This is a genomic window from Enterobacter roggenkampii, assembly GCF_001729805.1.
Classification (GTDB): Bacteria; Pseudomonadota; Gammaproteobacteria; order Enterobacterales; family Enterobacteriaceae; genus Enterobacter; species Enterobacter roggenkampii.
In genome coordinates this window covers 2,660,937-2,686,815 of sequence record NZ_CP017184.1, presented here as the reverse complement: position 1 = coordinate 2,686,815, position 25,879 = coordinate 2,660,937, and the positions used below count along the sequence as shown (strand labels likewise).

Genomic DNA, 25,879 nt, shown 5'->3' with positions numbered 1-25,879 from the left:
CGAGGGGGCGTTGATGCGACTGGTCATTATCGGAAATGGCATGGCGGCCACGCGGCTGATTGCCTCGCTCACCGGGCGTGCTGCCGATCGTTTCGCCATTACCGTCATCGGTGACGAGCCGGAGCATGCCTATAACCGCATCCAGCTTTCGCCGGTGCTGGGCGGTGAAAAAACGGCTGGGGGCATCTGTCTTCAGAATGACGACTGGTACCAGGAACGGGGCGTGACGGTGCTGCGGGGCGAAAAGGCGCTCGCCGTGAATGTGGACACGCGGGAAGTGCAAACCACCGCCCGCACGCTGGGCTGGGATGCGCTGGTGTTTGCCACCGGATCAACGCCCTTTGTTCCGCCGATCCCCGGCTGCGATGCGCCGCATGTCTTCACGTTCCGTACCCTGGAGGATATCCGGGCCATTCGGGCGATCGCCGGTCCGGCGGTAGTGCTGGGCGGCGGCGTGCTCGGGGTTGAGACGGCGGCAGCGCTGGCGCGCTCAGGGGACAACGTCACGCTTGTTCATCGCGGTCCGTGGCTGATGGAGCAGCAGCTGGATGAGCAGGCGGGCGTGCTGCTGGAAGAGGCGCTGGCGGCGCGGGGCGTGCGCTGTGAGCTCGCCTCTGGCATCGCGGCGATTGATGGGAATAGCGTGACGCTGCTGAACGGACGCAGCGTCGCCGCGGCGCGCGTGGTGTTGGCGACCGGCGTGCAGCCCAACGTCGTGCTGGCGCAGGCCAGCGGCATTCGCTGCGCGCGCGGCATCGTGGTGGATCACCAGATGCAAACCTCCGTGCCGGACGTCTACGCCATTGGCGAATGCTGTGAAATTGACGGCCAGACGTTTGGCCTGGTCGCCCCCTGTCTGGCGCAGGCGGATATCCTCGCCGCACGGCTGGCCGGAGACGTCACCGCGCCGTTTGTTCTGACCGACAACGGCATGCGCCTCAAGGTGACCGGCGTGGAGCTGTTCAGCCTCGGTCGCGCGGCAGAGCAGGAGGGCGATGTGGTCTGGAGCGCATGGGATCCGCTGACTCGTCACTATCGTCGCTTACTGATCCATCAGGGGGCGCTGGCTGGCGTGCTGCTGATGGGGGACTGCCGCAGCGCGGCAACATTTACCGATTTACTGGCAACGGCTGCGCCCGCGCACGCGGACTGGCTGTTCGATCGTTTCACTACGCAACCGCAGGTTGCAGGACAGAACGCTATGACAAAACCTACTCTGGTGGTGGTTGGGCACGGTATGGTCGGCCATCATTTTCTCGAAGACTGCGTTAACCGCAATCTGCATCAGCAGTATCAGATCATTGTCTTTGGCGAGGAGCGCTATGCTGCCTACGACCGCGTGCATCTGTCGGAATATTTTGGCGGCCGCAGCGCGGCGTCGCTTTCGCTGGTGGAGGGGGATTTCTTTGCCGACAACGGCATTGAGCTGCGCCTGTCGCAGCAGATTGTCGCTATCGATCGCGACGCGCGCGTGGTGCGTAGCGCCAGCGGGCATGAGACCCACTGGGATAAACTGGTGCTGGCGACCGGCTCATACCCGTTCGTGCCGCCCGTGCCGGGCAACGATTTGCCGGGCTGTTTTGTCTACCGCACCCTTGACGATCTGGACAAGATTGCGGCGCATGCGGCGGGCTCACGCCGCGGTGTCGTGATTGGCGGCGGGCTGCTGGGGCTGGAGGCGGCGAATGCCCTGAAGCAGCTCGGGCTGGAAACTCACGTGGTGGAGTTTGCGCCTAACCTGATGGCGGTCCAGCTCGACAACGACGGCGCGGCGATGCTGCGCAAGAAAATCGAGGCGCTGGGCGTCGGTGTGCATACCAGTAAAGCAACGACGGAGATCGCCGCCGCGGACGGCGGGCTGGTGCTGCGCTTTGCCGATGGCGAACAGCTTGAAACAGACATGGTGGTCTTTTCTGCCGGCATTCGTCCGCAGGACGCGCTGGCGCGCAGCAGCGGGCTGGCTATCGGCGAACGCGGCGGGATCGGCATTGACGACCGCTGTCAGACCTCCGATCCGGACGTGCTGGCCATTGGTGAATGCGCCCTTTGGGAAGGGAAAATCTTCGGGCTGGTTGCGCCCGGCTACCAGATGGCGAGGGTGGCCGCCGCCGCGCTGGCGGGAGAGGAGAAAACCTTCGCCGGCGCGGATATGAGCACCAAACTCAAGCTGCTGGGCGTGGACGTGGCCTCGTTCGGCGATGCTCACGGCCGCACCCCAGGGGCGCTGAGCTACCAGTGGACGCACGGCCCGCAGCAAATCTACAAGAAAATCGTGGTCAGCCACGACGGCAAAACGCTGCTCGGCGGCGTGCTGGTGGGTGATGCCAGCGAATACGCCACGCTGGTACAGATGATGCTCAACGGGATAGCCCTGCCAAAAGAGCCGGAAACGCTGATATTACCCGCGTCGTCAGGCAGTGCGCCAAAAGCGCTCGGCGTGGCAGCGCTGCCGGAAAGCGCACAAATCTGTTCGTGTCATAACGTCAGCAAAGGCGATATCTGTCAGGCGGTAAGTGCGGGCGCAACGGATATCGGCGCGATTAAGCAGTGCACCAAAGCGGCGACCGGCTGCGGAGGATGTAGCGCACTGGTGAAGCAGGTGATGGAGTTCCAGCTGGCGGCGCAGGGCGTGGAGGTGAAAAAGGACATCTGCGAACACTTCCCGTACTCGCGTCAGGAGATTTACCACCTCGTGCGCGTCAACCATATCCGCACCTTTGACCAGCTCATTAGCCGCTACGGTCAGGGACACGGGTGCGAAATCTGTAAGCCACTGGTGGGGTCAGTGCTCGCCTCCTGCTGGAACGAGTATCTGCTGAAACCGGCACACCTGCCGCTGCAGGACACCAACGACCGCTACTTCGCCAATATCCAGAAGGACGGTACTTACTCCATCGTGCCGCGCATGCCTGCGGGGGAAGTGACCGCAGACGGGCTGATCGCCATCGGCCAGATTGCGAAACGCTACAGCCTGTACAGCAAAATCACCGGCGGCCAGCGTATCGACCTGTTTGGCGCCACGCTCGAACAGCTGCCGGAGATCTGGCAGGCGCTGGTGGAAGCCGGATTTGAAACCGGGCACGCCTACGGCAAATCCCTCCGCACGGTGAAATCCTGCGTCGGGTCGACCTGGTGTCGCTACGGCGTGCAGGACTCCACCGGCCTCGCGGTCAGGCTCGAGCACCGTTACAAAGGCCTGCGCGCCCCGCACAAAATCAAAATGGCGGTCTCAGGGTGTACCCGCGAATGCGCCGAGGCGCAGAGTAAAGACGTGGGGGTGATTGCCACCGATAAGGGGTGGAACCTCTACCTGTGCGGCAACGGCGGCATGAAGCCGCGCCATGCGGATCTCTTCGCCAGCGATCTTGATGATGACACGCTGATCCGCACCGTAGACCGTTTCCTGATGTTCTACATCCGCACGGCGGATCGCCTGCAGCGCACCAGCACCTGGATGGACAACCTGGAAGGCGGCCTCGACTACCTGCGTGAGGTGATCCTCAACGACAGCCTGGGCATCGCCCACGAGCTGGAGCAGGAGATGGCCCGGGTGGTGGAAACCTACCAGTGCGAATGGCAAACCACGCTTAACGATCCGAACCGTCTGGCGCTGTTCCGCACCGCGGTGAACGTCGCGCCGTCTGATGAAAGCAAGCGCTGGCAGGAAATCTGCGGCATCGACGATATCCCCGAGCAGGCGGGAATCGGCGCGCGGCTTGGGCGTAAGCCGATCGCGCTGTTCCGCTTTGGCAAAACCGTTTACGCCCTCGACGATCGGGAGCCTGGCAGCAGCGCGAACGTGCTTTCCCGCGGCATTCTTGGCGATGCGGCGGGGGAGCCGGTGGTGATCTCCCCGCTCTACAAGCAGCGTATCCGCCTGCGCGACGGCTGTCAGGTGGAGAACGGCGAACCCGCGGTGCGCGCCTGGCCGGTCAAAATTGAGAACGGCAAGGTGTGGGTCGGTAATGATGCCCTGGTAATGCGTGCGGAGGCCTCATGACGGAAACCCGGACAACGTGTCCCTACTGCGGGGTCGGCTGCGGCGTGGTCGCCCGCGTGGACGGTGAAACGGTCAGCGTTCGGGGGATGAAACCCATCCTGCGAACTTTGGCCGCTTGTGCGTGAAAGGATCGGCCCTGGGGGAAACAATGGGGTTACAGGGGCGATTGCTGCGCCCCGTTGTTGACGGTGCTGAGGTGGCCTGGGCGCAGGCGCTGGGAGCGGCAGGCGAGCGCCTCCAGGACATTATCGACAAATGGGGGCCGCAGGCGGTGGCGTTTTACGCGTCCGGGCAATTGCTTACCGAGGATTATTACGCCGCCAATAAGCTGATGAAAGGGTTTATCGGCGCGGCGAACATTGATACCAACTCCCGGCTCTGCATGTCATCGGCGGTCGTTGGCTACAAGCGCGCCTTTGGTGAAGACGTCGTGCCGTGCAGCTACAAGGATGTGGAAAACAGCGATCTGGTGGTGCTGGTGGGCTCAAACGCGGCCTGGACGCATCCGGTGCTGTATCAGCGCCTGGTACAGGCAAAGCACAACAATCCGCAGATGAAAGTGGTGGTCATCGATCCGCGCAGAACCGCCACCTGTGATATTGCTGACCTGCATCTGGCGCTCACTCCCGGCAGCGACGCCGGGCTGTTCGTCGGTCTGCTTAATGTCATTCAGGGAACGGACGCGTGGCCGATATCCCGCGTGGCGGCGTTTTGCGGCCTCTCGCCGCAGGATATTGGTACGTTTTACGACTGGTTTATGACGGTGCCCCGGGCCATCACGCTCTACACCATGGGAATCAACCAGTCCTCCAGCGGCAGCGACAAATGCAGCGCCATCATTAACGTGCACCTTGCCAGCGGAAAATTTAACCGTCCGGGCTGCGGCCCGTTTTCGCTGACCGGACAGCCAAACGCGATGGGCGGAAGAGAGGTGGGCGGGCTGGCAAATCAGCTGGCGGCGCACATGAACTTTGAGCCGGACGATCTCTCGCGGGTGGCGCGTTTCTGGGGAACGGAACGGCTTGCGCAGACGCCGGGCTTGATGGCGGTGGAGCTGTTTGACGCCATTGCCCGCGGCGAGGTGAAGGCAGTGTGGATCATGGGCACCAATCCTGCTGTCTCGCTGCCGGACAGCCACGCGGTGTGTCAGGCGCTGGCGAACTGCCCGCTGGTGATTGTCTCTGAGGTGATGAACGATACCGACACCAGCCGGTTTGCCCATATTCGCTTTCCGGCGCTGGCCTGGGGAGAGAAGGACGGGACGGTGACCAATTCCGAGCGACGCATTTCGCGCCAGCGCGCGTTTCTGCCCGCACCGGGTGAGGCAAAGCCGGACTGGTGGATCGTCGCGCAGGTGGCAAAGCAGCTGGACTACGGCGAGGCCTTTGCCTGGCAACATCCGCACGAGATTTTTTGCGAGCATGCGGCGCTGACGGCCTTTGAAAATGACGGTGCGCGGGCGTTAAACCTTCATGACCTGGCTACGCTTACCCGTGAGGAGTGGGAGCGGCTTGAACCCTGGCAGTGGCCTGGGGGGGATTTCCCGTGCCGAAACATTGTTCCCGTTGACCCACAGTCGCACGGTGCGACGGTCAGCGCGTTGTACCCGCTGATTCTCAACTCGGGGCGCATCCGCGATCAGTGGCATACCATGACGCGAACAGGATATGTGGCCAGACTGATGCAGCATATCGCCGAACCCTTTGTTGAGGTTTGCCCCGCAGACGCCGTTCGGTTTTCCCTGTGCGACGGCCAGCTGGCGCGCATCAGTTCGCCGCGCGGCGTCATGGTAGCAAGAGTGCGCATCAGCGACGCCCAGCGTGAAGGGAACGCTTTTGCCCCGATGCACTGGAACGCTGCGTTTGCCCGCCAGGGAAAGGTGAATGCGCTGGTGGAAGGGCGCTGCGATCCGGTTTCGGGCCAGCCGGAGAGTAAACAAACCGCCGTCAGAATCCAGCCCTGGCAGCCCGTCTGGCAGGGAGAACTCTATGCCCGCGAAGGGCTGGAAATGCCGTCTTCGGTTTACTGGTGGCGTAAAGCTTCACGCCTGACGGTGGCGTGCGATAAACCGCTGCTGTCGTGGGTAATGGAATACGCCAGCGGCCGGGGCTGGCAGCTGCAGGTTGCGCAGACCGGTGAACGCAGCAGCGTGCTGGCCTGGCATGAAGGCCAGCTTATGCTGGGTTTCTGGGAAGGTACCGCGTTACCGGCGCTGGCGCATACGGTGATTGAAGCCGCTTTTCATTCACCCCCCGTGCTGCCCGCAGAACGCCACGCCCTGTTGAACGGGCAGAGCGTCGGGAAGGCGATGGATCCGGGACGCATTATCTGCAGCTGTTTCAGCGTCGGGGAAGAGGTGATACGGGAGGCGATTGCCGGAGGGTGTGATTCCGTCACCGCGCTGGGGGCGAAGCTGCGCTGTGGTACGAACTGTGGTTCCTGCGTGCCGGAGCTGAAAGGGCTGTTTCAGGATAATCCTGAAATGTCCGCCAGAACTGCATTTCAGGGCTTATCGCGTTAACATAATAAGAGTTTATTCATAAACACAGGTTCTTATTGACGACGTTGATGGCTGTATCGTCCCGCATTCGTTTGCTGTTTTTACTCCCCCTTCTTACGGCCGGAGCCGTTCACGGTGCGCCGAATTCCTTTATGCATCAGGCGCAGCACCCCTTTGATAATAACGGGGATAGTCTGCCCGATCTCGGCCTGGCGGCGCCAACGGGCGAAGGGGAGAAACACCTCGCCGAAATGGCGAAAGCCTTCGGTGAAGCCAGCATGACCGACAACGGGCTGACGACCGGCGAGCAGGCGCGTCAGTTTGCCTTTGGTCAGGTGCGCGACGCGGTAAGCGGGGAAGTGAACCAGCAGATTGAGTCCTGGCTGTCGCCCTGGGGAAACGCCAGCGTGAACGTGCTGGTGGATAATGACGGCAAATTTAACGGCAGCAGCGGGAGCTGGTTTATCCCGTGGAATGATACTAACCGTTACCTCAGCTGGAGCCAGCTTGGCCTGACGCAGCAGACGGATGGCCTGGTCAGTAACGCCGGAATCGGTCAGCGCTGGGTCGCCGGGAAATGGCTGCTGGGCTACAACACCTTTTACGATAATCTTCTGGATGAAAACCTGCAGCGTGCCGGGCTGGGCGCGGAAGCGTGGGGGGAAAATCTGCGCCTCTCAGCGAACTACTATCAGCCCTTTGCCGGATGGCGCGCGCGATCTGACGTTCAGGAGCAGCGCATGGCGCGCGGATATGACGTGACCGCTAAAGCCTGGTTGCCGTGGTTTCATCACCTGAACACCAGCGTCAGCGTTGAGCAGTACTTTGGCGATAACGTTGACCTGTTCAACAGTGGAACCGGGTACCACAACCCGGTTGCGGTCAATCTGGGGCTTAACTATACCCCCGTTCCGCTGGTCACGTTGACCGCCGGGCACAAGCAGGGCGAAAGCGGCGAGAGCCAGAATAACCTTGGGCTGAAGCTCAACTACCGCTTTGGCGTGCCGCTGGCTAAGCAGCTTTCCGCCGATGAGGTCGCCGCGACGCGATCCCTGCGCGGCAGCCGCTACGATTCACCGGAGCGCACTAGCCTGCCGGTGATGGAGTTCCGCCAGCGTAAAACGCTGTCCGTCTGGCTGGCCACGCCGCCGTGGGATCTGAAAGGGGGCGAGACCGTTATGCTGAAGCTGCAGGTTCGCAGCACGCACGGCATCCGTCAGATCCACTGGCAGGGGGATACGCAGGCATTGAGCCTGACGTCGCCGGCCAAAAGTAACAGCGCAGACGGCTGGAGCGTGATTATACCTGCCTGGAATGAACAGGAAGGTGCGACAAACCGCTGGCACCTCTCGGCGGTGGTAGAAGATGAGAAAGGCCAGCGCGTCTCGTCCAATGAGATCACGCTTGCTGTGGTGCAGCCGCTGGTCGCATTGCCCGATGACGACCCGCGCTGGAAGCTGCTGCCGGAGGAGTAATCCTTAGAAAATGCGTTCCTGATGCACCCACACGGCGGCTTCAACGCGAGATTTTAACTTCATTTTCTTCAGCATATGCTTCACGTGCACTTTGACCGTGCTTTCGGTGATGTCCAGGCGGCGAGCGATCATTTTGTTCGGCAGGCCCTGGGCAATGAGCTTGAGAATGTCGCGCTCGCGCGGCGTGAGCTGGCTGACGTCACGGTCAGAGGTGGCGCGGTTGGCGCGCAGGCTGGCGGCCAGCACCGGCGTTAAGGCTTCGCTCAATACCATCTCGCCCGCCGCCGCCTGCTGCAGCGCCTTAAGCAGATCTTCCGGCTCCATGTCTTTCAGCAGATAGCCATCCGCCCCGCGTTTCAGCGCCGTGACCACATCCTCTTCATGGTTCGACACGCTAAAGACGACGATGCGTCCGGAAAGCGATTTTTCCCGCAGCTTGTCGAGGGTCTCCAGTCCGTTCATGCCCGGCATATTCAGATCGAGCAGGATCAGATCGGGATCGAGGGATTCGGCAAGCTCAATGCCCTGTTCGCCGTTGCTGGCTTCGCCCACCACGGTGATATCGGGGGCCATGCTGACCAGCTGTTTCACGCCAGTACGCAGCATCGGATGGTCGTCGATCAACAGGATGGATGCCGGTTCCTGATTAGTCATGGGTATCTCCTTGAGCAGTTGTAAGCGGTTTCTCGGGAATAAAGGTGACGACAACTTCCGTGCCGCCCGTCTCTCTCCGGCGAACCTGGCAATCACCGCGCAGGCTTTGGGCGCGGTCTCGCATAATGATTAAACCATAGTGGTTAGTGCGTTCGGCATTTTCCGGCACGCCGCGGCCGTTATCGTGAACCGTCAGTTTCACCTGATTGTCGTGCTGGCTGACGGTGACCGTGACCGCCGTTGCTTCAGCGTGTTTAAGCACGTTGCTCAGCGCTTCGCGGGCGATCTGCAGTAAATGTATGGCCTGATGGGAGGGGACAAAGCGCGGCGGCAGCTGGTAATCCAGCTTCACCGGGAACCCCAGCCGGGCGCTAAATTCGTGACAGCTGGATTCCAGCGCCGGGCGCAGGCCCGGCTCGGTCAGCTGCAGACGGAAGGTGGTCAGCAGCTCGCGCAGCTGCACCCAGGAGGTGTTCAGCTCGTTGCGGATCTGGCTGAGCAGCTGCTTGTTGCTGTCGGGCATCTCCGCATCCTGCATCTGCAGGCAGCTCACCTGCATTTTCATACAGGAAAGCGACTGGGCGATGGAGTCGTGCAGCTCGCGGGCGATGGTCGCGCGCTCTTCCATGACGATCAGCTGCTGCTGTTTTTCCTGATGCCTGTCGAGCGCCAGCGTGGCCGTCAGCTGTTCAACCAGCGTATCCACCAGCTGCTGCTGGTCGTGGCTCAGGTGGCGTCCGGTTGGCAGGGTGGCCAGCAGAATGCCGTACTGAGTGTGGCTGTCCGTCAGGCGCCACTTCAGGGTCGTGCCGCCGGAGGTCAGCGGCGGCAGGCCGCGAGGGCAAAGATGGCAGCCTTTGTCATCGCAGGACATATCGGACTGACAGGTAAATTCCTGGTGGTTCTCTTCGTCTTCCACATCGTAGACCCGCAGCTCCAGATCGCGCAGCAGGGTCAGCTTTTGCAGGCCATTCAGCACCGGAGAGAGGCGCTCACATAGCGGCACCTGCATGTGCAAGCGACGGTTGGCCTGCCAGAGGAAAGAGAGGATCTCGTTTTTCTGCTCCAGCCCGGCCGTTTTTTCCTGTACGCGCTGCTCCAGCACCGCGTAGCTCTCGGAGAGCTCTGCCGACATGGTATTGAGTGCCTGGCCGAGCATGGCCATCTCGTTGCGCCCGCTAATGTGCGTGCGCTGGGTAAAATCGCGTGCGGTGACCGCGCGGGCCATCGCCAGCAGCTGTTTCCAGGGATTCAGCAGACGCGCGCGGAGCCAGACGATGGTGAAGATCAACAGCAGCCCCATAAACAGCGCCATGGCCCGGTGCACCATCACCACCCGGTCGATGCGTAATTCGGTCGTCTGGTCGAACGCGGAGACCAGCGCGTCAATGCGGGAGACAAACCCCGCCACGTCCTGGGCAACGGCTTCTGTACTGCGCGCCTGTTTCAGGCCCGGCTGCAGCTGGGTGTGCCAGTACCCCTGAAGGGCGTTCAACTGGGATTGCTGACCGGCACGGATGGCGGCATTTTCCAGCTCGGGGCTGAACGCCGTGCGCTCCATTTCATCGATTAAAGGCCGATCGTCCTGCGTCAGCGGAACCGCCGCCAGCAGACGGTAACTCTGCATGCGTAGCGAGCCTGCCTCGTTGATGGCATGCGCATTACCCTGTACCCCTTGTACCAGCCAGCCGGAGATCGCCATGCCGGTCACGCCGATGGCGGTGGACAGCAAAACAATCAGGGCGAGCTGATTCACGAGCGTTAGCGGAGATAAGCATCTTTTTAACATAGAGTGGGCGTGCTCCTGACGTGGCCTGCTTGCAGGAATGGCGCTATTCTGGTGCATACCCTGGAGTATACCCATACCAATAAAGGATTACCCCTAAATTGCCAACGGAGTAGGGGGAAAGAGGTGGGCGCTGCAGGGAACCGTCAGTGCCGTGAAAAACCACGTCTTTTTTACCGAATTAGCCTACTCACTAAGGATGAGGCCTTATTTTACACCGCAAATCCTCCCACTTTTCCTTTGATTTATATCAACTTACCGCCGCCCTAAAACCCTAATGTTTGCAGCATCATTCGAGAATCAGAGGTGTCTATGAGTCACTCATCCGCTCCCGAAAGGGAAAATGGTGCCGTTATTACTGACTGGCGTCCAGAGGATCCGGCGTTCTGGCAACAGCGCGGCCATCGTGTAGCAAGCCGGAATCTGTGGATTTCCGTGCCGTGCTTGTTGTTAGCGTTTTGCGTCTGGATGTTGTTTAGCGCGGTGGCGGTAAACCTGCCCAAAGTCGGGTTTACGTTTACAACCGATCAGCTGTTTATGCTGACCGCGCTGCCGTCGCTGTCAGGCGCGCTGCTGCGCGTCCCTTACGCGTTTATGGTGCCGGTCTTCGGCGGCCGTCGCTGGACGGCGTTCAGTACGGGCATCATGATCGTCCCTTGCGTGTGGCTCGGCTTCGCGGTGCAGGATACCTCCACGCCGTTCAGCGTGTTCGTGATTATCTCCCTGCTGTGCGGCTTTGCCGGGGCGAACTTCGCCTCCAGCATGGCGAACATCAGCTTCTTCTTCCCGAAAGCGAAGCAGGGCGGCGCGCTGGGGATTAACGGCGGTCTGGGCAATATGGGCGTGAGCGTGATGCAGCTGATCGCTCCCCTGGCGATCTCGGTCTCCATTTTTGCAGCCTTTGGCGGCGGTGGCGTTGAGCAGGCGGATGGTTCTTCCCTCTATCTGCAAAACGCAGCCTGGATCTGGGTGCCGTTCCTCGTGGTCTTCACCCTTGCAGCCTGGTTCTTTATGAATGACCTGTCTGCGTCGAAGGCGTCGCTGAGCGAACAGCTGCCGGTGCTGAAGCGTGGACACCTCTGGGTGATGGCGCTGCTGTATCTGGCGACCTTCGGTTCGTTTATCGGCTTCTCGGCGGGCTTCGCGATGCTGTCGAAAACGCAGTTCCCGGACGTGCAGATCCTGCAATTCGCCTTCTTCGGCCCGTTTATTGGCGCCCTGGCGCGTTCGCTGGGCGGGATGGTATCCGACCGTCTGGGCGGGACCCGCGTGACGCTGGTTAACTTCGTCGTGATGGCAGTCTTCTGTGCGCTGCTGTTCCTGACGCTGCCTGCTGACGGACAGGGCGGGAGCTTCATCGCCTTCTTCGGCGTGTTTATGGTGCTGTTCCTGACGGCCGGGCTGGGGAGTGCGTCTACCTTCCAGATGATCTCCGTGATCTTCCGCAAGCTGACGATGGACCGCGTGAAGGCGCAGGGCGGAAGCGAAGAGCAGGCGATGCGTGAAGCGGCAACGGATACGGCTGCAGCACTGGGCTTTATCTCTGCGATTGGCGCAATTGGCGGCTTCTTTATTCCGAAAGCGTTCGGCATCTCGCTGGATCTGACCGGCTCTCCGGCGGGTGCAATGAAGGTCTTCCTCATCTTCTATATCGCCTGCGTTGTGATTACGTGGCTGGTATATGGCCGTAATACCAAAAAAAATAAGTAAGTGTGATTATCCGTTTACGCGGCCTTCGGGCCGCGTTTTTTTTGGGTCAAAATAGTTACAACATACTGAAAGCCCTGCTGAGGAAATCCGCAGGCAACACTGTGATCGCCATCGCTTTCCAGGGCGCTCTACCCCTTAATACCTGAGATGTTAAATTTTGCCTGGTCTTTTGTAGGATGAAATTGAAATAACCTTATATTTCATATAGATATGAAATTTATAAAGATACCGCTTTGGTGGTATTCGGTGTAATCCCTCGCCTGAAAGTCCCTCGTCGTCTTGATCGTTATCAATTCTCCCTCTCTTTCAGGGCGTTACCTTCGCTGCAAATCAGCAATGTCGATTTAGAGAGCCACAGGCTCCATACAGGAGATACCCGATGAGCAAGTTTTTGGACCGGTTTCGCTACTTCAAGCAGAAGGGCGAAACGTTTGCCGATGGGCACGGCCAGGTTCTGGATACCAACCGGGACTGGGAGGACGGTTACCGCCAGCGCTGGCAGCATGACAAAGTCGTCCGTTCTACCCATGGCGTAAACTGCACTGGCTCATGTAGCTGGAAGATTTTCGTTAAAAACGGTCTGGTGACGTGGGAAATGCAGCAGACCGACTACCCGCGCACCCGTCCGGATATGCCGAACCATGAACCGCGCGGCTGCCCGCGCGGCGCCAGCTACTCCTGGTATCTCTACAGCGCCAACCGTCTCAAATACCCGCTGATGCGTAAACGCCTGATGAAAATGTGGCGTGAAGCGAAAGTGCAGCACAGCGATCCGGTTGATGCGTGGGCATCCATCATCGAGGACGCCGACAAAGCGAAAAGCTTCAAACAGGCGCGCGGTCGCGGTGGTTTCGTTCGCTCTTCCTGGAAAGAGGTGAACGAGCTGATTGCGGCCTCCAACGTCTACACCGTGAAAACCTACGGTCCTGACCGCGTGGCAGGCTTCTCGCCAATCCCGGCGATGTCGATGGTCTCTTACGCTTCCGGCGCGCGCTATCTCTCCTTAATCGGCGGTACCTGCCTGAGCTTCTACGACTGGTACTGCGACCTGCCGCCGGCGTCTCCACAGACCTGGGGCGAACAGACCGACGTACCGGAGTCCGCCGACTGGTACAACTCCAGCTACATCATCGCCTGGGGCTCAAACGTGCCGCAGACCCGTACGCCGGACGCGCACTTCTTTACCGAGGTGCGTTACAAAGGCACCAAAACCGTGGCGGTGACCCCGGACTACGCCGAAATCGCCAAGCTGTGCGACCTGTGGCTGGCACCGAAACAGGGTACCGATGCCGCGATGGCGATGGCGATGGGCCACGTCATGTTGCGCGAGTTCCACCTGGATAAACCAAGCCAGTACTTCACCGACTACGTCCGTCGCTACACCGACATGCCGATGCTGGTGATGCTCGAAGAGCGTGACGGCTACTACGCCGCAGGCCGTACGCTGCGCGCCGCCGATCTGGTGGACGCGCTGGGCCAGGAAAATAACCCAGAGTGGAAAACCGTCGCCTATAACAGCAACGGTGAGCTGGTGGCGCCAAACGGCTCTATCGGCTTCCGCTGGGGCGAGAAGGGCAAGTGGAACCTTGAGCAGCGTAACGGCACGACCGGTGAAGAGACGGAACTGCGTCTGAGCATGCTGGGTAGCCAGGACGAGATTGCGGATGTGGGCTTCCCGTACTTTGGCGGCGAAGGTTCCGAGCACTTCAACAAGGTTGAGCTGAAAAACGTGCTGATGCACAAGCTGCCGGTGAAACGCCTGCAGCTGGCCGACGGGACTACCGCGCTGGTCACCACCGTCTATGACCTGACCATGGCGAACTACGGCCTGGAACGCGGTCTGGGTGATGAAAACTGCGCCACCGGCTATGACGACGTGAAGGCTTATACCCCGGCATGGGCGGAGCAGATCACCGGCGTGCCACGCGCGCAGATCGTGCGTATCGCCCGCGAGTTTGCGGAAAACGCCGATAAGACCCACGGTCGCTCGATGATCATCGTCGGTGCGGGTCTTAACCACTGGTATCACCTCGATATGAACTACCGTGGTCTGATCAACATGCTGATCTTCTGCGGCTGCGTCGGCCAGAGCGGCGGCGGCTGGGCGCACTACGTGGGTCAGGAAAAACTGCGTCCGCAGACCGGCTGGCAGCCGCTGGCGTTTGCCCTTGACTGGCAGCGTCCGGCACGCCACATGAACAGCACCTCCTACTTCTATAACCACTCCAGCCAGTGGCGTTACGAGACGGTCACCGCGCAGGAGCTGCTGTCGCCGATGGCGGATAAATCCCGCTACAGCGGCCATCTGATTGACTTCAACGTCCGCGCCGAGCGCATGGGCTGGCTGCCGTCGGCGCCGCAGCTGGGCACGAACCCGCTGCGCATTGCGGAAGCGGCGAAGAAAGCGGGCATGTCACCGGTGGATTACACCGTGCAATCCCTGAAGGATGGCTCAATCCGCTTCGCGGCGGAACAGCCGGAAAACGGTAAAAACCACCCGCGTAATCTGTTCATCTGGCGCTCCAACCTGCTGGGCTCGTCCGGTAAAGGCCACGAGTACATGCTGAAGTACCTGCTCGGTACCGAAAACGGTATCCAGGGGAAAGATCTCGGCAAGCAGGGCGGCGTGAAGCCGGAAGAGGTGGAGTGGAAAGACAACGGTCTCGACGGCAAGCTGGATCTGGTGGTGACCCTCGACTTCCGTCTGTCCAGCACCTGCCTGTACTCCGACATCGTGCTGCCTACCGCCACCTGGTACGAAAAAGACGACATGAATACCTCGGATATGCATCCGTTTATTCATCCGCTGTCTGCGGCCGTTGACCCGGCGTGGGAATCAAAAAGCGACTGGGAAATCTACAAAGACATCGCGAAGACCTTCTCCGAAGTCTGCGTGGGGCACCTCGGCAAAGAGACCGACGTGGTAACGCTGCCCATCCAGCACGACTCCGCTGCCGAACTGGCGCAGCCGCTGGACGTGAAGGACTGGAAAAAAGGCGAATGTGACCTGATCCCGGGCGTGACCGCACCGCACATCATTCCGGTTGAACGTGACTACCCGGCAACCTACGAGCGCTTTACCTCTATCGGCCCGCTGATGGAGAAAATCGGCAACGGCGGGAAAGGGATCGCCTGGAACACCCAGAGCGAAATGGATCTGCTGCGCAAGCTCAACTACACCAAAGCGGACGGCCCGGCGAAAGGCCAGCCCATGCTGAACACGGCGATTGATGCGGCAGAGATGATCCTGACCCTGGCACCGGAAACCAACGGTCACGTCGCGGTGAAGGCCTGGGCGGCGCTGAGCGCGTTCACCGGTCGCGACCATACGCACCTGGCGACGAATAAAGAGGAAGAGAAAATCCGCTTCCGCGATATTCAGGCCCAGCCGCGCAAGATTATCTCCAGCCCGACCTGGTCTGGCCTGGAAGACGAGCATGTGTCCTATAACGCGGGCTACACCAACGTTCACGAGCTGATCCCATGGCGCACCCTGTCCGGCCGCCAGTCGCTGTATCAGGACCACCAGTGGATGCGCGACTTCGGTGAAAGCCTGCTGGTGTACCGTCCGCCTATCGACACCCGCTCCGTGAAAGCGGTAATGGGCGCGAAATCGAACGGTAACCCGGAGAAGGCGCTGAACTTCCTGACGCCGCACCAGAAGTGGGGGATCCACTCCACCTACAGCGACAACCTGCTGATGCTGACCCTGTCGCGCGGCGGTCCGATTGTCTGGATGAGCGAAACGGATGCCAAAGATCTGGGTATTGAAGATAACGACTGGATCGAAGTGTTCAACAGCAACGGTGCCCTGACGGCGCGTGCGGTGGTGAGCCAGCGCGTACCGGCCGGGATGACCATGATGTACCACGCGCAGGAACGTATCGTGAACCTGCCGGGGTCAGAGATCACCGAGCAGCGCGGCGGGATCCACAACTCCGTGACCCGCATTACGCCGAAGCCGACCCACATGATTGGTGGCTATGCCCAACTGGCCTACGGCTTTAACTACTACGGCACCGTAGGATCGAACCGCGATGAGTTCGTGGTGGTACGTAAGATGAAGAATATTAACTGGTTAGACGGCGAAGGTAATGACCAGGTACAGGAGAGCGTAAAATGAAAATTCGTTCACAAGTCGGCATGGTGCTGAATCTGGATAAATGCATCGGCTGCCATACCTGCTCGGTCACCTGTAAAAACGTCTGGACCAGCCGCGAAGGTATGGAATACGCCTGGTTCAACAACGTGGAAAGCAAGCCGGGCACCGGCTTCCCGACCGACTGGGAAAATCAGGAGAAGTGGAAGGGCGGCTGGATCCGCAAAATCAACGGCAAGCTGCAGCCGCGCATGGGTAACCGCGCTTGGCTTCTGGGAAAAATCTTTGCTAACCCGCACCTGCCGGGCATCGAGGATTACTACGAGCCGTTTGACTACGACTACCAGAATCTGCACAACGCGCCGGAAGGTAAACACCAGCCGATCGCCCGTCCCCGCTCGCTGATCACCGGTCAGCGCATGGACAAAATTACCAGCGGTCCAAACTGGGAGGAGATTCTGGGCGGCGAGTTCGAAAAACGCGCCAAAGACCAGAACTTCGAGAACATGCAGAAGGCGATGTACGGCCAGTTCGAAAATACCTTCATGATGTATCTGCCGCGCCTGTGCGAGCACTGCCTTAACCCGGCGTGCGTGGCGACCTGCCCGAGCGGCGCCATCTACAAGCGTGAAGAAGACGGCATCGTGCTGATCGACCAGGACAAGTGCCGCGGCTGGCGCATGTGCATCACCGGCTGCCCGTACAAAAAGATCTACTTCAACTGGAAGAGCGGCAAGTCCGAGAAGTGCATCTTCTGCTACCCGCGTATCGAAGCCGGTATGCCGACCGTCTGTTCCGAAAGCTGCGTAGGCCGTATTCGCTACCTCGGCGTGCTGCTGTACGACGCGGACGCGATTGAAAACGCCGCGAGCACCGAGAACGAGAAGGATCTGTATCAGCGTCAGCTGGACGTGTTCCTCGACCCGAACGATCCGAAGGTGATTGAGCAGGCGCTGAAGGACGGCATTCCGCAGAGCGTGATTGACGCCGCGCAGCAGTCTCCGGTGTACAAAATGGCGATGGACTGGAAGCTGGCCCTGCCGCTGCATCCGGAATACCGCACGCTGCCGATGGTCTGGTACGTGCCGCCGCTGTCGCCGATTCAGTCTGCCGCTGACGCGGGTGAGCTGGGCAGCAACGGCATTCTGCCGGACGTGGAGAGCCTGCGTATCCCGGTGCAGTACCTGGCCAACCTGCTGACCGCAGGGGATACCCAGCCCGTACTGCTGGCGCTGAAGCGTATGCTGGCGATGCGCCACTTCAAGCGTGCCGAAACCGTGGACGGCGTAACCGACACCCGCGCGCTGGAAGAGGTCGGTCTGACCGAAGCGCAGGCGCAGGAAATGTACCGCTATCTGGCGATTGCCAACTACGAAGACCGTTTCGTGGTGCCGAGCAGCCACCGTGAGCTGGCCCGCGAGGCCTTCCCGGAGAAAAACGGCTGTGGCTTTACCTTTGGCGACGGCTGCCACGGGTCAGACAGCAAATTCAACCTGTTCAACAGCCGTCGCATCGACGCCATGGATGTGACCAGTAAAACGGAGCCGCACTCATGATTGAACTCGTCATTGTTTCGCGTCTGCTCGAGTACCCGGATGCTGCGCTGGCGCAGCATCAACAGGAGCTCTTTGATGCGCTTGCGGCATCTGAAAACCTGGATAAAGAAGATGCCCAGCGGCTTGGCGTTTTCCTCCGTGACCTGCTGGCGCGCGATCTTCTTGATGCGCAGGCGGACTACAGTCAGCTGTTTGATCGGGGGCGTGCGACCTCGCTGCTGCTGTTCGAACACGTTCACGGTGAATCCCGCGACCGCGGTCAGGCGATGGTTGACCTGATGGCACAGTACGAGCAGCACGGCCTGCAGCTCGACAGCCGCGAGCTGCCGGATCACCTGCCGCTCTATCTGGAATATCTGGCGCAGCTGCCAAAAGAAGAGGCGCTGGGCGGTCTGCAGGACATCGCGCCGATCCTGGCGCTGCTCGGCGCGCGTCTTCAGCAGCGTGAGAGCCGCTACGCGGTGCTGTTCGATCTGCTGGTGAAGCTCGCCAACGCCTCTGTCGACAGTGAAAAAGTGGCGGAGAAAATCGCCGATGAGGCCCGTGACGATACGCCACAGGCGCTGGATGCGGTCTGGGAAGAAGAGCAGGTCAAATTCTTTGCTGACCAGAACTGCGGCGAGTCTGAAATCGCTGCTCACCAGCGCCGCTTTGCCGGCGCGGTTGCCCCGCAATATTTGAATATCTCTAACGGAGGACGGCACTAATGCACTTCCTGAATATGTTCTTCTTTGACATTTACCCGTATATCGCGGGCACCGTGTTCCTGGTGGGAAGCTGGCTGCGTTACGATTATGGCCAGTACACCTGGCGTGCCGCCTCCAGCCAGATGCTGGACCGCAAGGGGATGCACGTGGCGTCTAACCTGTTCCACATCGGGATTCTGGGCATTTTTGCCGGTCACTTCCTCGGGATGCTGACGCCGCACTGGATGTATGAAGCGTGGCTGCCGATTGAGGTGAAGCAGAAGATGGCGATGATCGCGGGCGGTGCCTGCGGCGTGATGACCCTTGTTGGCGGCCTGCTGCTGCTCAAGCGTCGTCTGTTCAGCCCGCGCGTGCGTGCGACCACAACCGCAGCGGATATCCTGATCCTCTCCCTGCTGATGGTACAGTGCGCGCTGGGTCTGCTGACCATTCCGTTCTCGGCGCAGCATATGGACGGAAGCGAAATGATGAAGCTGGTCGGCTGGGCGCAGTCCGTGGTGACCTTCCACGGCGGAGCATCTGAGCACCTGGACGGCGTGGCGTTTATCTTCCGCGTTCACCTGGTGCTGGGGATGACGCTGTTTGTGCTGTTCCCGTTCTCCCGCCTGGTCCACATCTGGAGCGCGCCGGTGGAGTACCTGACGCGCAAATACCAGATTGTTCGCGCCCGTCGCTAATTCGCCGTTTTGATACTAACCCCGCGCTCGCGGGGTTTTTTTTCGCCCCAGCCCAGGTTGTTGCCCGCGGCAGCAAACAGGATCAGCGCGCCGCCCGCCAGCTGCGTCAGGTTAAGCGCGTGTCCGAACACCAGATTATCGACAACAATTGCCACCACCGGATAGATAAACGACAGGGAGCCGGTGATGGGCGTAGGCAGCTTCTGAATTGCGCTGTAGAGCAGCTGGTACATAATGCCGGTATGGACAATGCCGAGCGTCAGCAGCATCGGCCAGGGGAAATCACCGGAAAATGACGGCAGGCTGGCAAACGGCAAAAGCATCACGACGCCGGTCAGCACCTGGATAAAGGCAATATGCTGCGGTGCGATTGTTTTCAGTTTGCGCGCAATGATTGCCGTCAGCGCGTAGAAGAAGGCCGCGGCCATGGCCAAACCTATTCCGGTGAGCCATTCGCTGCCATGCGCGCCGGTGAGCTCGCTGGAGAGCAGGATCACCACGCCGCCAAAGGCGAGGAATAGCCAGCCCCATTTCACCAGGCTGACGCGTTCGCCCAGAAACATCCCCATCAAGACCAGCATAAAAGGCTGGGTGTTATAGACCACGGTTGAAAGACCAATTGAGATACGCTCATAGGCCGCGAAGAGCAGCAGCCAGTTCACCACGAGCGCCACGCCGCCGAAAATAGCCAGCAGCAGCGTGGTGCGGGTGAGGGGGCTGAAGGGCTTTTGACTTGCCCGGATAAAAATAAAAAGCGCCATAGCCCCGATAAGACAGCGCCAGAACACCACTTCCGTCACCGGCAGACCGGAGAGCAAAACAAACGCGCCGATAGAGCCGGAAATTAACATCGCCAGGCTCATTTGCCACACGCCTTTATGGAAATCACGCATCATCCACCTCCTGATTAATGACGCTATTGTCGAAAATCGCTGTCGGGTTTTACAGGGGTGAGATAAGGTTGAAAAGGTAAATGGCTTTTTAAAATTAGGTGAAAAGAATGGAATGCCTTATCGATGATATCGACCGACAAATTTTAGCCTGCCTGGTTGAGGATGCGCGCATGTCGTTGAAGGTGCTCAGCGGCCGCATCGGTCTGACGTCCCCCAGTACGGCAGAACGCCTGAAGCGGCTGGAAGAGCGCGGTGTGATTCAGGGGTATGGGGCGCGGGTGAATCTGGCGGCGCTGGGGTATACGCTGCAGGCGCTGGTGCGCGTACGGCCGTTGCCAGGGCTGTTGCATAAGGTGGATAAGTATATTCAGGCGATGCCGGAGTGTATTGAGAGCGACAAAGTCACCGGGGAAGATTGCTTTGTGATTAGGCTGGTGGTGCGATCGATAGAACAACTGGATGCGCTGCTGGACGGTCTGGCAGAGCATGCTCAGTGTAATACGTCGATTGTGAAGAGTTCGCCGGTCAGGCGTCGCTTGCCTCCGATGTAGGTTTCTGTCGCCGGGTGGCGGCTGCGCCTTACCCGGCCTACAAGGGCGGACTTGGTTTTTTTATGTTGGGGAAGGATGACCCGGCGCGTTGCGCCTCGCCCTTCGGGTCGTTGCCTTCGGCAACGCTTTCTCGCTGCGCTCGAATCGAACCTTAGTCGAAGCTTCTCTTCCTTCCCCGTTACGGAAATGCATGATGCCCGGTGCGAACAGAAGATTTGGAGTTATTTGAAAGTGATGGTGGTGGGGGAAGGATTCGAACCTTCGAAGTCGATGACGGCAGATTTACAGTCTGCTCCCTTTGGCCGCTCGGGAACCCCACCAGGGGTAATTCAAATTTTGAGGTCGTGCTGAGAGATGGTGGTGGGGGAAGGATTCGAACCTTCGAAGTCGATGACGGCAGATTTACAGTCTGCTCCCTTTGGCCGCTCGGGAACCCCACCACGGGGTAATGCTTTTTTACTGGCCTGCTTCCTGCTGGAAGCGGGGCGCATCATATCAAATGAGACGCCCCTGTAAAGCTTTCCTTTAGGGAAATGAAGTTGTTTGCCTGCTTTTTATCCGTAAAGGCGCAAAGCTAATCAATTCATTTTCCGAAAGATTAAAGAATGATGGTTCTGTTGCCGTAAACGAAGACACGCTGGGCCAGTACCTGATACAGCGCGCGGCTTAACACATTCTTCTCAACGTCACGCCCTGCACGCATCATGTCCTCAGCGGTGTAAGTGTGATCCACATGAATCACGTCCTGCATGATGATGGGACCTTCGTCCAGATTGTCATTCACGTAGTGGGCTGTCGCGCCGATGATCTTCACGCCGCGCTCGTACGCCTGGTGGTATGGACGCGCACCAATAAAGGCCGGCAGGAACGAGTGGTGGATGTTGATGATCTTGTTCGGGAAACGCGCCACGAAAGACGGCGTTAACACGCGCATGTATTTCGCCAGCACCACGTAGTCCGGGTTATGCGCTTCAATGGCCTGCGCCATCAGGTCGTCGTGTTCTTCACGCGTATGGCCTTCATGGCTAACCAGCTCGAACGGAATATCAAAGCGCTCGACCAGCGAGCGCAACGTCTCATGGTTGCCAATAACTGCCGCAATTTCGACATCCAGACCGCCGTAGTTGGCTTTCATCAGCAGGTCACCCAGGCAATGTGCTTCTTTAGTCACCAGGATCACGATGCGGCGTCGGCCCGCAGGGGTCAGCTCGCGCACGGAGCCTTCCGGAAGCGCGCTGTCCAGATCGGCCAGCAGGGTGGTGTCGTTGAAAATACCTTCCAGTTCGGTACGCATGAAGAAGCGGCCGGTACGGTGGTCAACGAACTCGTTGTTCTGCACGATATTCAGTTCATGCTTGTAGCAAATGTTGGTAATTCGTGCGATCAGCCCTTTTTGATCGGGACAGATGGTGCGCAGAACTTTACGTTGTAATGATTGCATCGCCGGGAAATCCTGTTTGTATTTGCGAAGTCTGGGTTGTCAGGCATTACTGCCCGCAACACTTTTTAAATTTTTTACCTGAACCACACGGGCAGGGATCGTTACGACCAAACTGTGGACGCGTTCCGTCAATATAATACCATTGCCCGCGTTCCTTTAAGAACCGGGAACGCTCGATAATGGCGCCAGGCTTAGCGTTCTCGGTAAAACGGGCAACAAAGCTGACGTAACCTTCATCTTCATGACTGCCTGGAGAGGATTCATAGACGGTGAGGCCGAGCCACTGCGTGTTCGCAAACCCGGCTTCGATGTCCTGTTTGAAATCGGCTGCGTGGCAGGATGGATGCCAGGTTTTAATAAGGTAGTCTGCGTCTTTGATCACAAAAGCAGTGTACCGTGAACGCATAAGGTGTGACGGGTCTGGTGCAACCTGATCGCCAGAAAGATATCGCTGGCAACATAGGCTATACTCCAGAGCGCTACCACAAGGGCAGAGTTGAGACACGATTCTCTTCCTGGAACAAAAAAATAAAGGCGTAAAACGCTTCGGGTAGCACTATGTTAACTGAGGCGTTGCGTTGATGCCATGTCAGGAATCCAGGGGACGTAAAACAGGACTAATGAGAAAGGTTAAAATTGGGCTGGCGCTGGGTTCAGGTGCCGCCCGGGGATGGTCACACATCGGCGTGATTAATGCCTTAAATCAGATGGGCATTACCGTCGATATTGTTGCAGGGTGCTCAATCGGATCGCTTGTCGGCTCCGCTTACGCGTGCGGAAAGCTACCGGAGCTCGAGACGTGGGTGCGCTCCTTCAGCTACTGGGATGTGCTGCGTCTGATGGACCTCTCCTGGCAGCGTGGTGGACTGCTGCGCGGCGAACGCGTCTTTAACCAGTTCCGCCAGGTTATGCCCCTCGAAGACTTCACTGATTGTCAGATGCCTTTCGGCGCCGTCGCGACGAACCTCAGTACAGGTCGCGAACTCTGGCTAACCGAAGGGGATATCCATCTTGCCGTGCGTGCCTCCTGCAGTATGCCGGGACTCATGGCGCCTGTCCCACACAACGGTTACTGGCTTGTCGATGGTGGCGTCGTTAACCCGGTTCCCATCTCTCTGACGCGTGCAATGGGTGCTGACATCGTGATTGCCGTCGACCTGCAGCACGACGCCCACCTGATGCAACAGGATCTCATGCCGGTCAACCTCCAGAGCGAAGATGCTGAGGGCGAGAAACTGGCTTGGCACGCGCGCCTGCGCGGAAGAATCGGGCGTATGACCGCACGTCGTTCGGTTGCTGCGCCGACGGCGATAGAAATCATGACCACGTCAATTCAGGTACTCGAGAATCGCCTTAAACGTAACCGTATGGCAGGCGATCCTCCGGATATTCTTATTCAGCCGTACTGTCCGCAAATCTCTACTCTTGATTTCCATCGGGCTGAGGCCGCCATCGCAGCGGGCTCGTTAGCCGTCGAAAAGAAAATGGACGAATTGTTGCCTTTTGTGCAAACCGCACGTTAAGCACCTTTTTTTGACTACTTCAGCAAAATCTGACAGGCGATAGTGCCGATCGCATGCCACTATTTAGTTACTGTCAGCCAGGGGAGGAACCATGACGCAGCCATTGGCCGGAAAACACATTTTGATTGTTGAAGACGAGCCCGTTTTCCGATCGCTACTGGATTCGTGGTTATCCTCGCTGGGCGCAATGACGTCACTGGCTGAAGATGGCATCGACGCCCTGGAAAAAATGATCAGCATTACGCCCGATTTGATGATTTGCGACATTGCGATGCCGCGCATGAATGGACTGAAGCTGGTTGAGCATCTGCGTAACGAAGGCAATCAGACGCCGATTCTGGTCATCTCTGCCACCGAAAACATGGCGGATATCGCAAAAGCATTACGTCTAGGGGTACAGGATATTCTGCTTAAACCGGTTAAAGATTTGAACCGGCTGCGAGAAACGGTCTTAGCGTGCCTTTATCCGAATATGTTTAATTCCCGGGTAGAGGAAGAGGAACGTCTTTTCCAGGACTGGGACGCTCTGGTGAGTAATCCGCCTGCTGCGGCGAAACTGTTGCAAGAGCTCCAGCCGCCCGTCCAGCAAACTATTTCCCACTGTCGCGTAAATTATCGGCAGCTGGTGGCCGCTGACCAGCTAGGGCTGGTGCTGGATATTGCGCCACTGTCAGATTCCGACCTTGCGTTTTATTCCCTGGATGTCACCCGGGCGGGGGATAACGGTGTATTAGCGGCGTTGCTTCTTCGTGCGCTATTTAATGGTTTGTTGCAGGAACAGTTATCCCATCAGGGACAACGGTTGCCGGAGTTAGGCAGTTTACTCAAACAGGTAAACCAGCTTTTTCGTCAGGCCAATTTGCCTGGACAGTTTCCGCTATTGGTCGGCTATTACCACAGCGGTTTAAAAAATCTGATCCTCGTTTCAGCCGGTCTCAATGCATCACTGAATACCGGTGAACACCATATTCAGGTGAGTAACGGTGTACCGCTTGGGACGTTGGGAACGGCGTATCTTAATCAAATTAGCCACCGCTGTTCCTCCTGGCAGTGCCAAATTTGGGGCGTCGGGGGGCGGCTACGCTTAATGTTGTCCACGGAATAAGCAATTGGATCGTCATTTTAAGATTGCTTTACCTGTGTTTTGCGGGGAGTGCTACTATCGCTGCCCGGTTTCATGCGTATTTATCCTAATTGATCGGCAACGCGTTCTTTTCAGACCCGGACTGCGGGGCGAGGCTGATATACTCAACGCGTTATTTATTGCATAAAAGTTCAAAACTTGAACAGCTCAGGAGAATTTGAATGGCTGCCCTAAATTCGAAAGTCAGAAAGGCCGTTATCCCGGTAGCGGGATTGGGGACCAGGATGTTACCAGCAACCAAGGCGATTCCTAAAGAGATGCTGCCTCTGGTTGATAAGCCATTAATCCAGTATGTCGTGAATGAATGTATCGCAGCCGGCATCACTGAAATTGTGCTGGTTACGCATTCATCTAAAAACTCTATCGAAAACCATTTCGATACAAGCTTTGAACTTGAAGCCATGCTGGAAAAGCGCGTTAAGCGTCAGCTGTTAGAAGAAGTTCAGTCTATTTGCCCTCCACACGTCACCATTATGCAGGTTCGTCAGGGGCTGGCGAAAGGTCTGGGCCACGCTGTTATGTGCGCACACCCGGTCGTGGGTGATGAGCCTGTAGCGGTAATTCTGCCTGACGTTATTCTGGACGAATACGAATCCGATCTTTCTCAGGATAACCTGGCTGAAATGATCAAGCGTTTCGACGAAACCGGCAGCAGCCAGATTATGGTTGAGCCTGTTGAAGACGTAACGGCATACGGTGTAGTTGACTGCAAAGGCGTTAACCTTGAGCCGGGTGAGAGTGTGCCAATGGTTGGCGTCGTAGAGAAGCCTAAAGCCGACGTAGCGCCTTCAAACCTTGCTGTTGTAGGTCGCTATGTCCTGAGTGCTGAAATCTGGCCTCTGCTGGCGAAAACGCCTCCAGGAGCGGGTGATGAGATCCAGCTGACGGATGCCATCGATATGCTGATCGAGAAAGAGACCGTTGAGGCCTACCATATGAAAGGTAAGAGCCATGACTGCGGTAATAAGCTCGGTTATATGCAGGCGTTTGTTGAATATGGTATCCGCCACAATACCCTCGGCGAAGAATTTAAAACCTGGCTCAAAGAGAGCGTAGGTATTAAGAAATAAGCCACCGCTGCAAATGTTCAAACCGGTGAGGCGTTGCCCACCGGTTTTTTTATGCCCGTAACACTCCCGAAAACCTGTCTTAAAGTACAGTCG

16 protein-coding genes, 2 tRNA genes, 1 other RNA gene and 1 pseudogene are annotated in these 25,879 nt (G+C 58.5%); 12 read left to right on the top strand and 8 right to left on the bottom strand.

Annotated elements, in window-relative coordinates:
* Positions 1 to 13 precede the first annotated feature (13 nt).
* From nirB to BFV67_RS12630, 3 genes and pseudogenes are all read left to right on the top strand, one after another.
* Positions 14 to 4,000 (top strand): nitrite reductase large subunit NirB, encoded by a 3,987-nt coding sequence (gene nirB / locus BFV67_RS12640; RefSeq protein WP_084833293.1) that lies wholly within the window; start codon positions 14 to 16, stop codon positions 3,998 to 4,000.
* A pseudogene (locus BFV67_RS12635) lies at positions 3,997 to 6,521 on the top strand (nitrate reductase). The gene nirB and the pseudogene BFV67_RS12635 overlap by 4 nt, the downstream one beginning before the upstream one ends.
* Positions 6,522 to 6,568: 47 nt before the next feature.
* On the top strand, positions 6,569 to 7,975 hold the full coding sequence (locus BFV67_RS12630) for a YchO/YchP family invasin (protein ID WP_021240345.1): 1,407 nt from the start codon (positions 6,569 to 6,571) through the stop codon (positions 7,973 to 7,975).
* Positions 7,976 to 7,978: 3 nt separating this feature from the next.
* Here BFV67_RS12630 and narL read toward each other — a convergent pair whose 3' ends face one another.
* Together narL and narX are read right to left on the bottom strand one after the other, a co-directional pair.
* Entirely contained in the window at positions 7,979 to 8,629 is a 651-nt protein-coding gene (narL, locus tag BFV67_RS12625; RefSeq protein ID WP_008499531.1) for a two-component system response regulator NarL, read from the bottom strand.
* On the bottom strand, positions 8,622 to 10,418 hold the full coding sequence (narX, locus tag BFV67_RS12620; RefSeq protein WP_021240344.1) for a nitrate/nitrite two-component system sensor histidine kinase NarX: 1,797 nt from the start codon (positions 10,416 to 10,418) through the stop codon (positions 8,622 to 8,624). Before narX ends, narL begins: the two co-directional genes overlap by 8 nt.
* A 309-nt stretch (positions 10,419 to 10,727) precedes the next feature.
* Here narX and BFV67_RS12615 point away from each other — a divergent pair, with 309 nt between their 5' ends.
* The 5 genes from BFV67_RS12615 (at position 10,728) to narI (ending at position 19,164) form a co-directional block, all read left to right on the top strand.
* The gene (locus tag BFV67_RS12615; RefSeq protein WP_021240343.1) at positions 10,728 to 12,125 is read left to right on the top strand and encodes a NarK family nitrate/nitrite MFS transporter; all 1,398 of its coding nucleotides are present in this window, start codon (positions 10,728 to 10,730) and stop codon (positions 12,123 to 12,125) included.
* Between the two features lie 379 nt (positions 12,126 to 12,504).
* Entirely contained in the window at positions 12,505 to 16,248 is a 3,744-nt protein-coding gene (locus tag BFV67_RS12610; RefSeq protein ID WP_045334908.1) for a nitrate reductase subunit alpha, read from the top strand.
* A complete protein-coding gene (gene narH / locus BFV67_RS12605) occupies positions 16,245 to 17,780 on the top strand; it encodes a nitrate reductase subunit beta (protein WP_021240341.1) in 1,536 nt (511 codons plus the stop codon). Before BFV67_RS12610 ends, narH begins: the two co-directional genes overlap by 4 nt.
* Positions 17,777 to 18,487: a nitrate reductase molybdenum cofactor assembly chaperone gene (narJ, locus tag BFV67_RS12600; RefSeq protein ID WP_032652252.1), complete on the top strand. Its 711-nt coding sequence runs from the start codon at positions 17,777 to 17,779 to the stop codon at positions 18,485 to 18,487. The genes narH and narJ overlap by 4 nt, the downstream gene beginning before the upstream one ends.
* A complete protein-coding gene (gene narI, locus BFV67_RS12595) occupies positions 18,487 to 19,164 on the top strand; it encodes a respiratory nitrate reductase subunit gamma (protein WP_021240339.1) in 678 nt (225 codons plus the stop codon). The genes narJ and narI overlap by 1 nt, the downstream gene beginning before the upstream one ends.
* Here narI and BFV67_RS12590 read toward each other — a convergent pair.
* The gene (locus BFV67_RS12590; protein ID WP_032652250.1) at positions 19,161 to 20,057 is read right to left on the bottom strand and encodes a DMT family transporter; all 897 of its coding nucleotides are present in this window, start codon (positions 20,055 to 20,057) and stop codon (positions 19,161 to 19,163) included. The two genes, narI and BFV67_RS12590, sit on opposite strands and share 4 nt — an antisense overlap.
* Before the next feature lie 107 nt (positions 20,058 to 20,164).
* On the opposite strand from BFV67_RS12590, the gene BFV67_RS12585 reads away from it, so the two are divergent.
* Positions 20,165 to 20,608 (top strand): Lrp/AsnC family transcriptional regulator, encoded by a 444-nt coding sequence (locus tag BFV67_RS12585; RefSeq protein ID WP_021240337.1) that lies wholly within the window; start codon positions 20,165 to 20,167, stop codon positions 20,606 to 20,608.
* A gap of 59 nt (positions 20,609 to 20,667) precedes the next feature.
* Here BFV67_RS12585 and BFV67_RS12580 read toward each other — a convergent pair.
* The 5 genes from BFV67_RS12580 to BFV67_RS12560 form a co-directional block, all read right to left on the bottom strand.
* Positions 20,668 to 20,798: non-coding RNA, RtT sRNA (locus tag BFV67_RS12580), on the bottom strand.
* A gap of 45 nt (positions 20,799 to 20,843) precedes the next feature.
* Positions 20,844 to 20,928 (bottom strand) — tRNA-Tyr (locus BFV67_RS12575).
* Positions 20,929 to 20,963: 35 nt separating this feature from the next.
* Positions 20,964 to 21,048: transfer RNA gene (locus BFV67_RS12570), tRNA-Tyr, on the bottom strand.
* 158 nt (positions 21,049 to 21,206) lie between these two features.
* Entirely contained in the window at positions 21,207 to 22,049 is an 843-nt protein-coding gene (purU, locus tag BFV67_RS12565) for a formyltetrahydrofolate deformylase (RefSeq protein WP_021240336.1), read from the bottom strand.
* 46 nt (positions 22,050 to 22,095) lie between these two features.
* A complete protein-coding gene (locus tag BFV67_RS12560; protein WP_032623056.1) occupies positions 22,096 to 22,554 on the bottom strand; it encodes a YchJ family protein in 459 nt (152 codons plus the stop codon).
* A 115-nt stretch (positions 22,555 to 22,669) separates the two neighbouring features.
* Between BFV67_RS12560 and rssA the strand changes: the two genes are divergently transcribed.
* From rssA to galU, 3 genes are all read left to right on the top strand, one after another.
* Entirely contained in the window at positions 22,670 to 23,572 is a 903-nt protein-coding gene (rssA, locus tag BFV67_RS12555) for a patatin-like phospholipase RssA (protein ID WP_032674974.1), read from the top strand.
* Positions 23,573 to 23,663: 91 nt separating this feature from the next.
* The gene (gene rssB, locus BFV67_RS12550) at positions 23,664 to 24,677 is read left to right on the top strand and encodes a two-component system response regulator RssB (protein ID WP_069598457.1); all 1,014 of its coding nucleotides are present in this window, start codon (positions 23,664 to 23,666) and stop codon (positions 24,675 to 24,677) included.
* Between the two features lie 200 nt (positions 24,678 to 24,877).
* On the top strand, positions 24,878 to 25,786 hold the full coding sequence (gene galU / locus BFV67_RS12545) for a UTP--glucose-1-phosphate uridylyltransferase GalU (RefSeq protein WP_008502780.1): 909 nt from the start codon (positions 24,878 to 24,880) through the stop codon (positions 25,784 to 25,786).
* Positions 25,787 to 25,879: the final 93 nt, after the last annotated feature.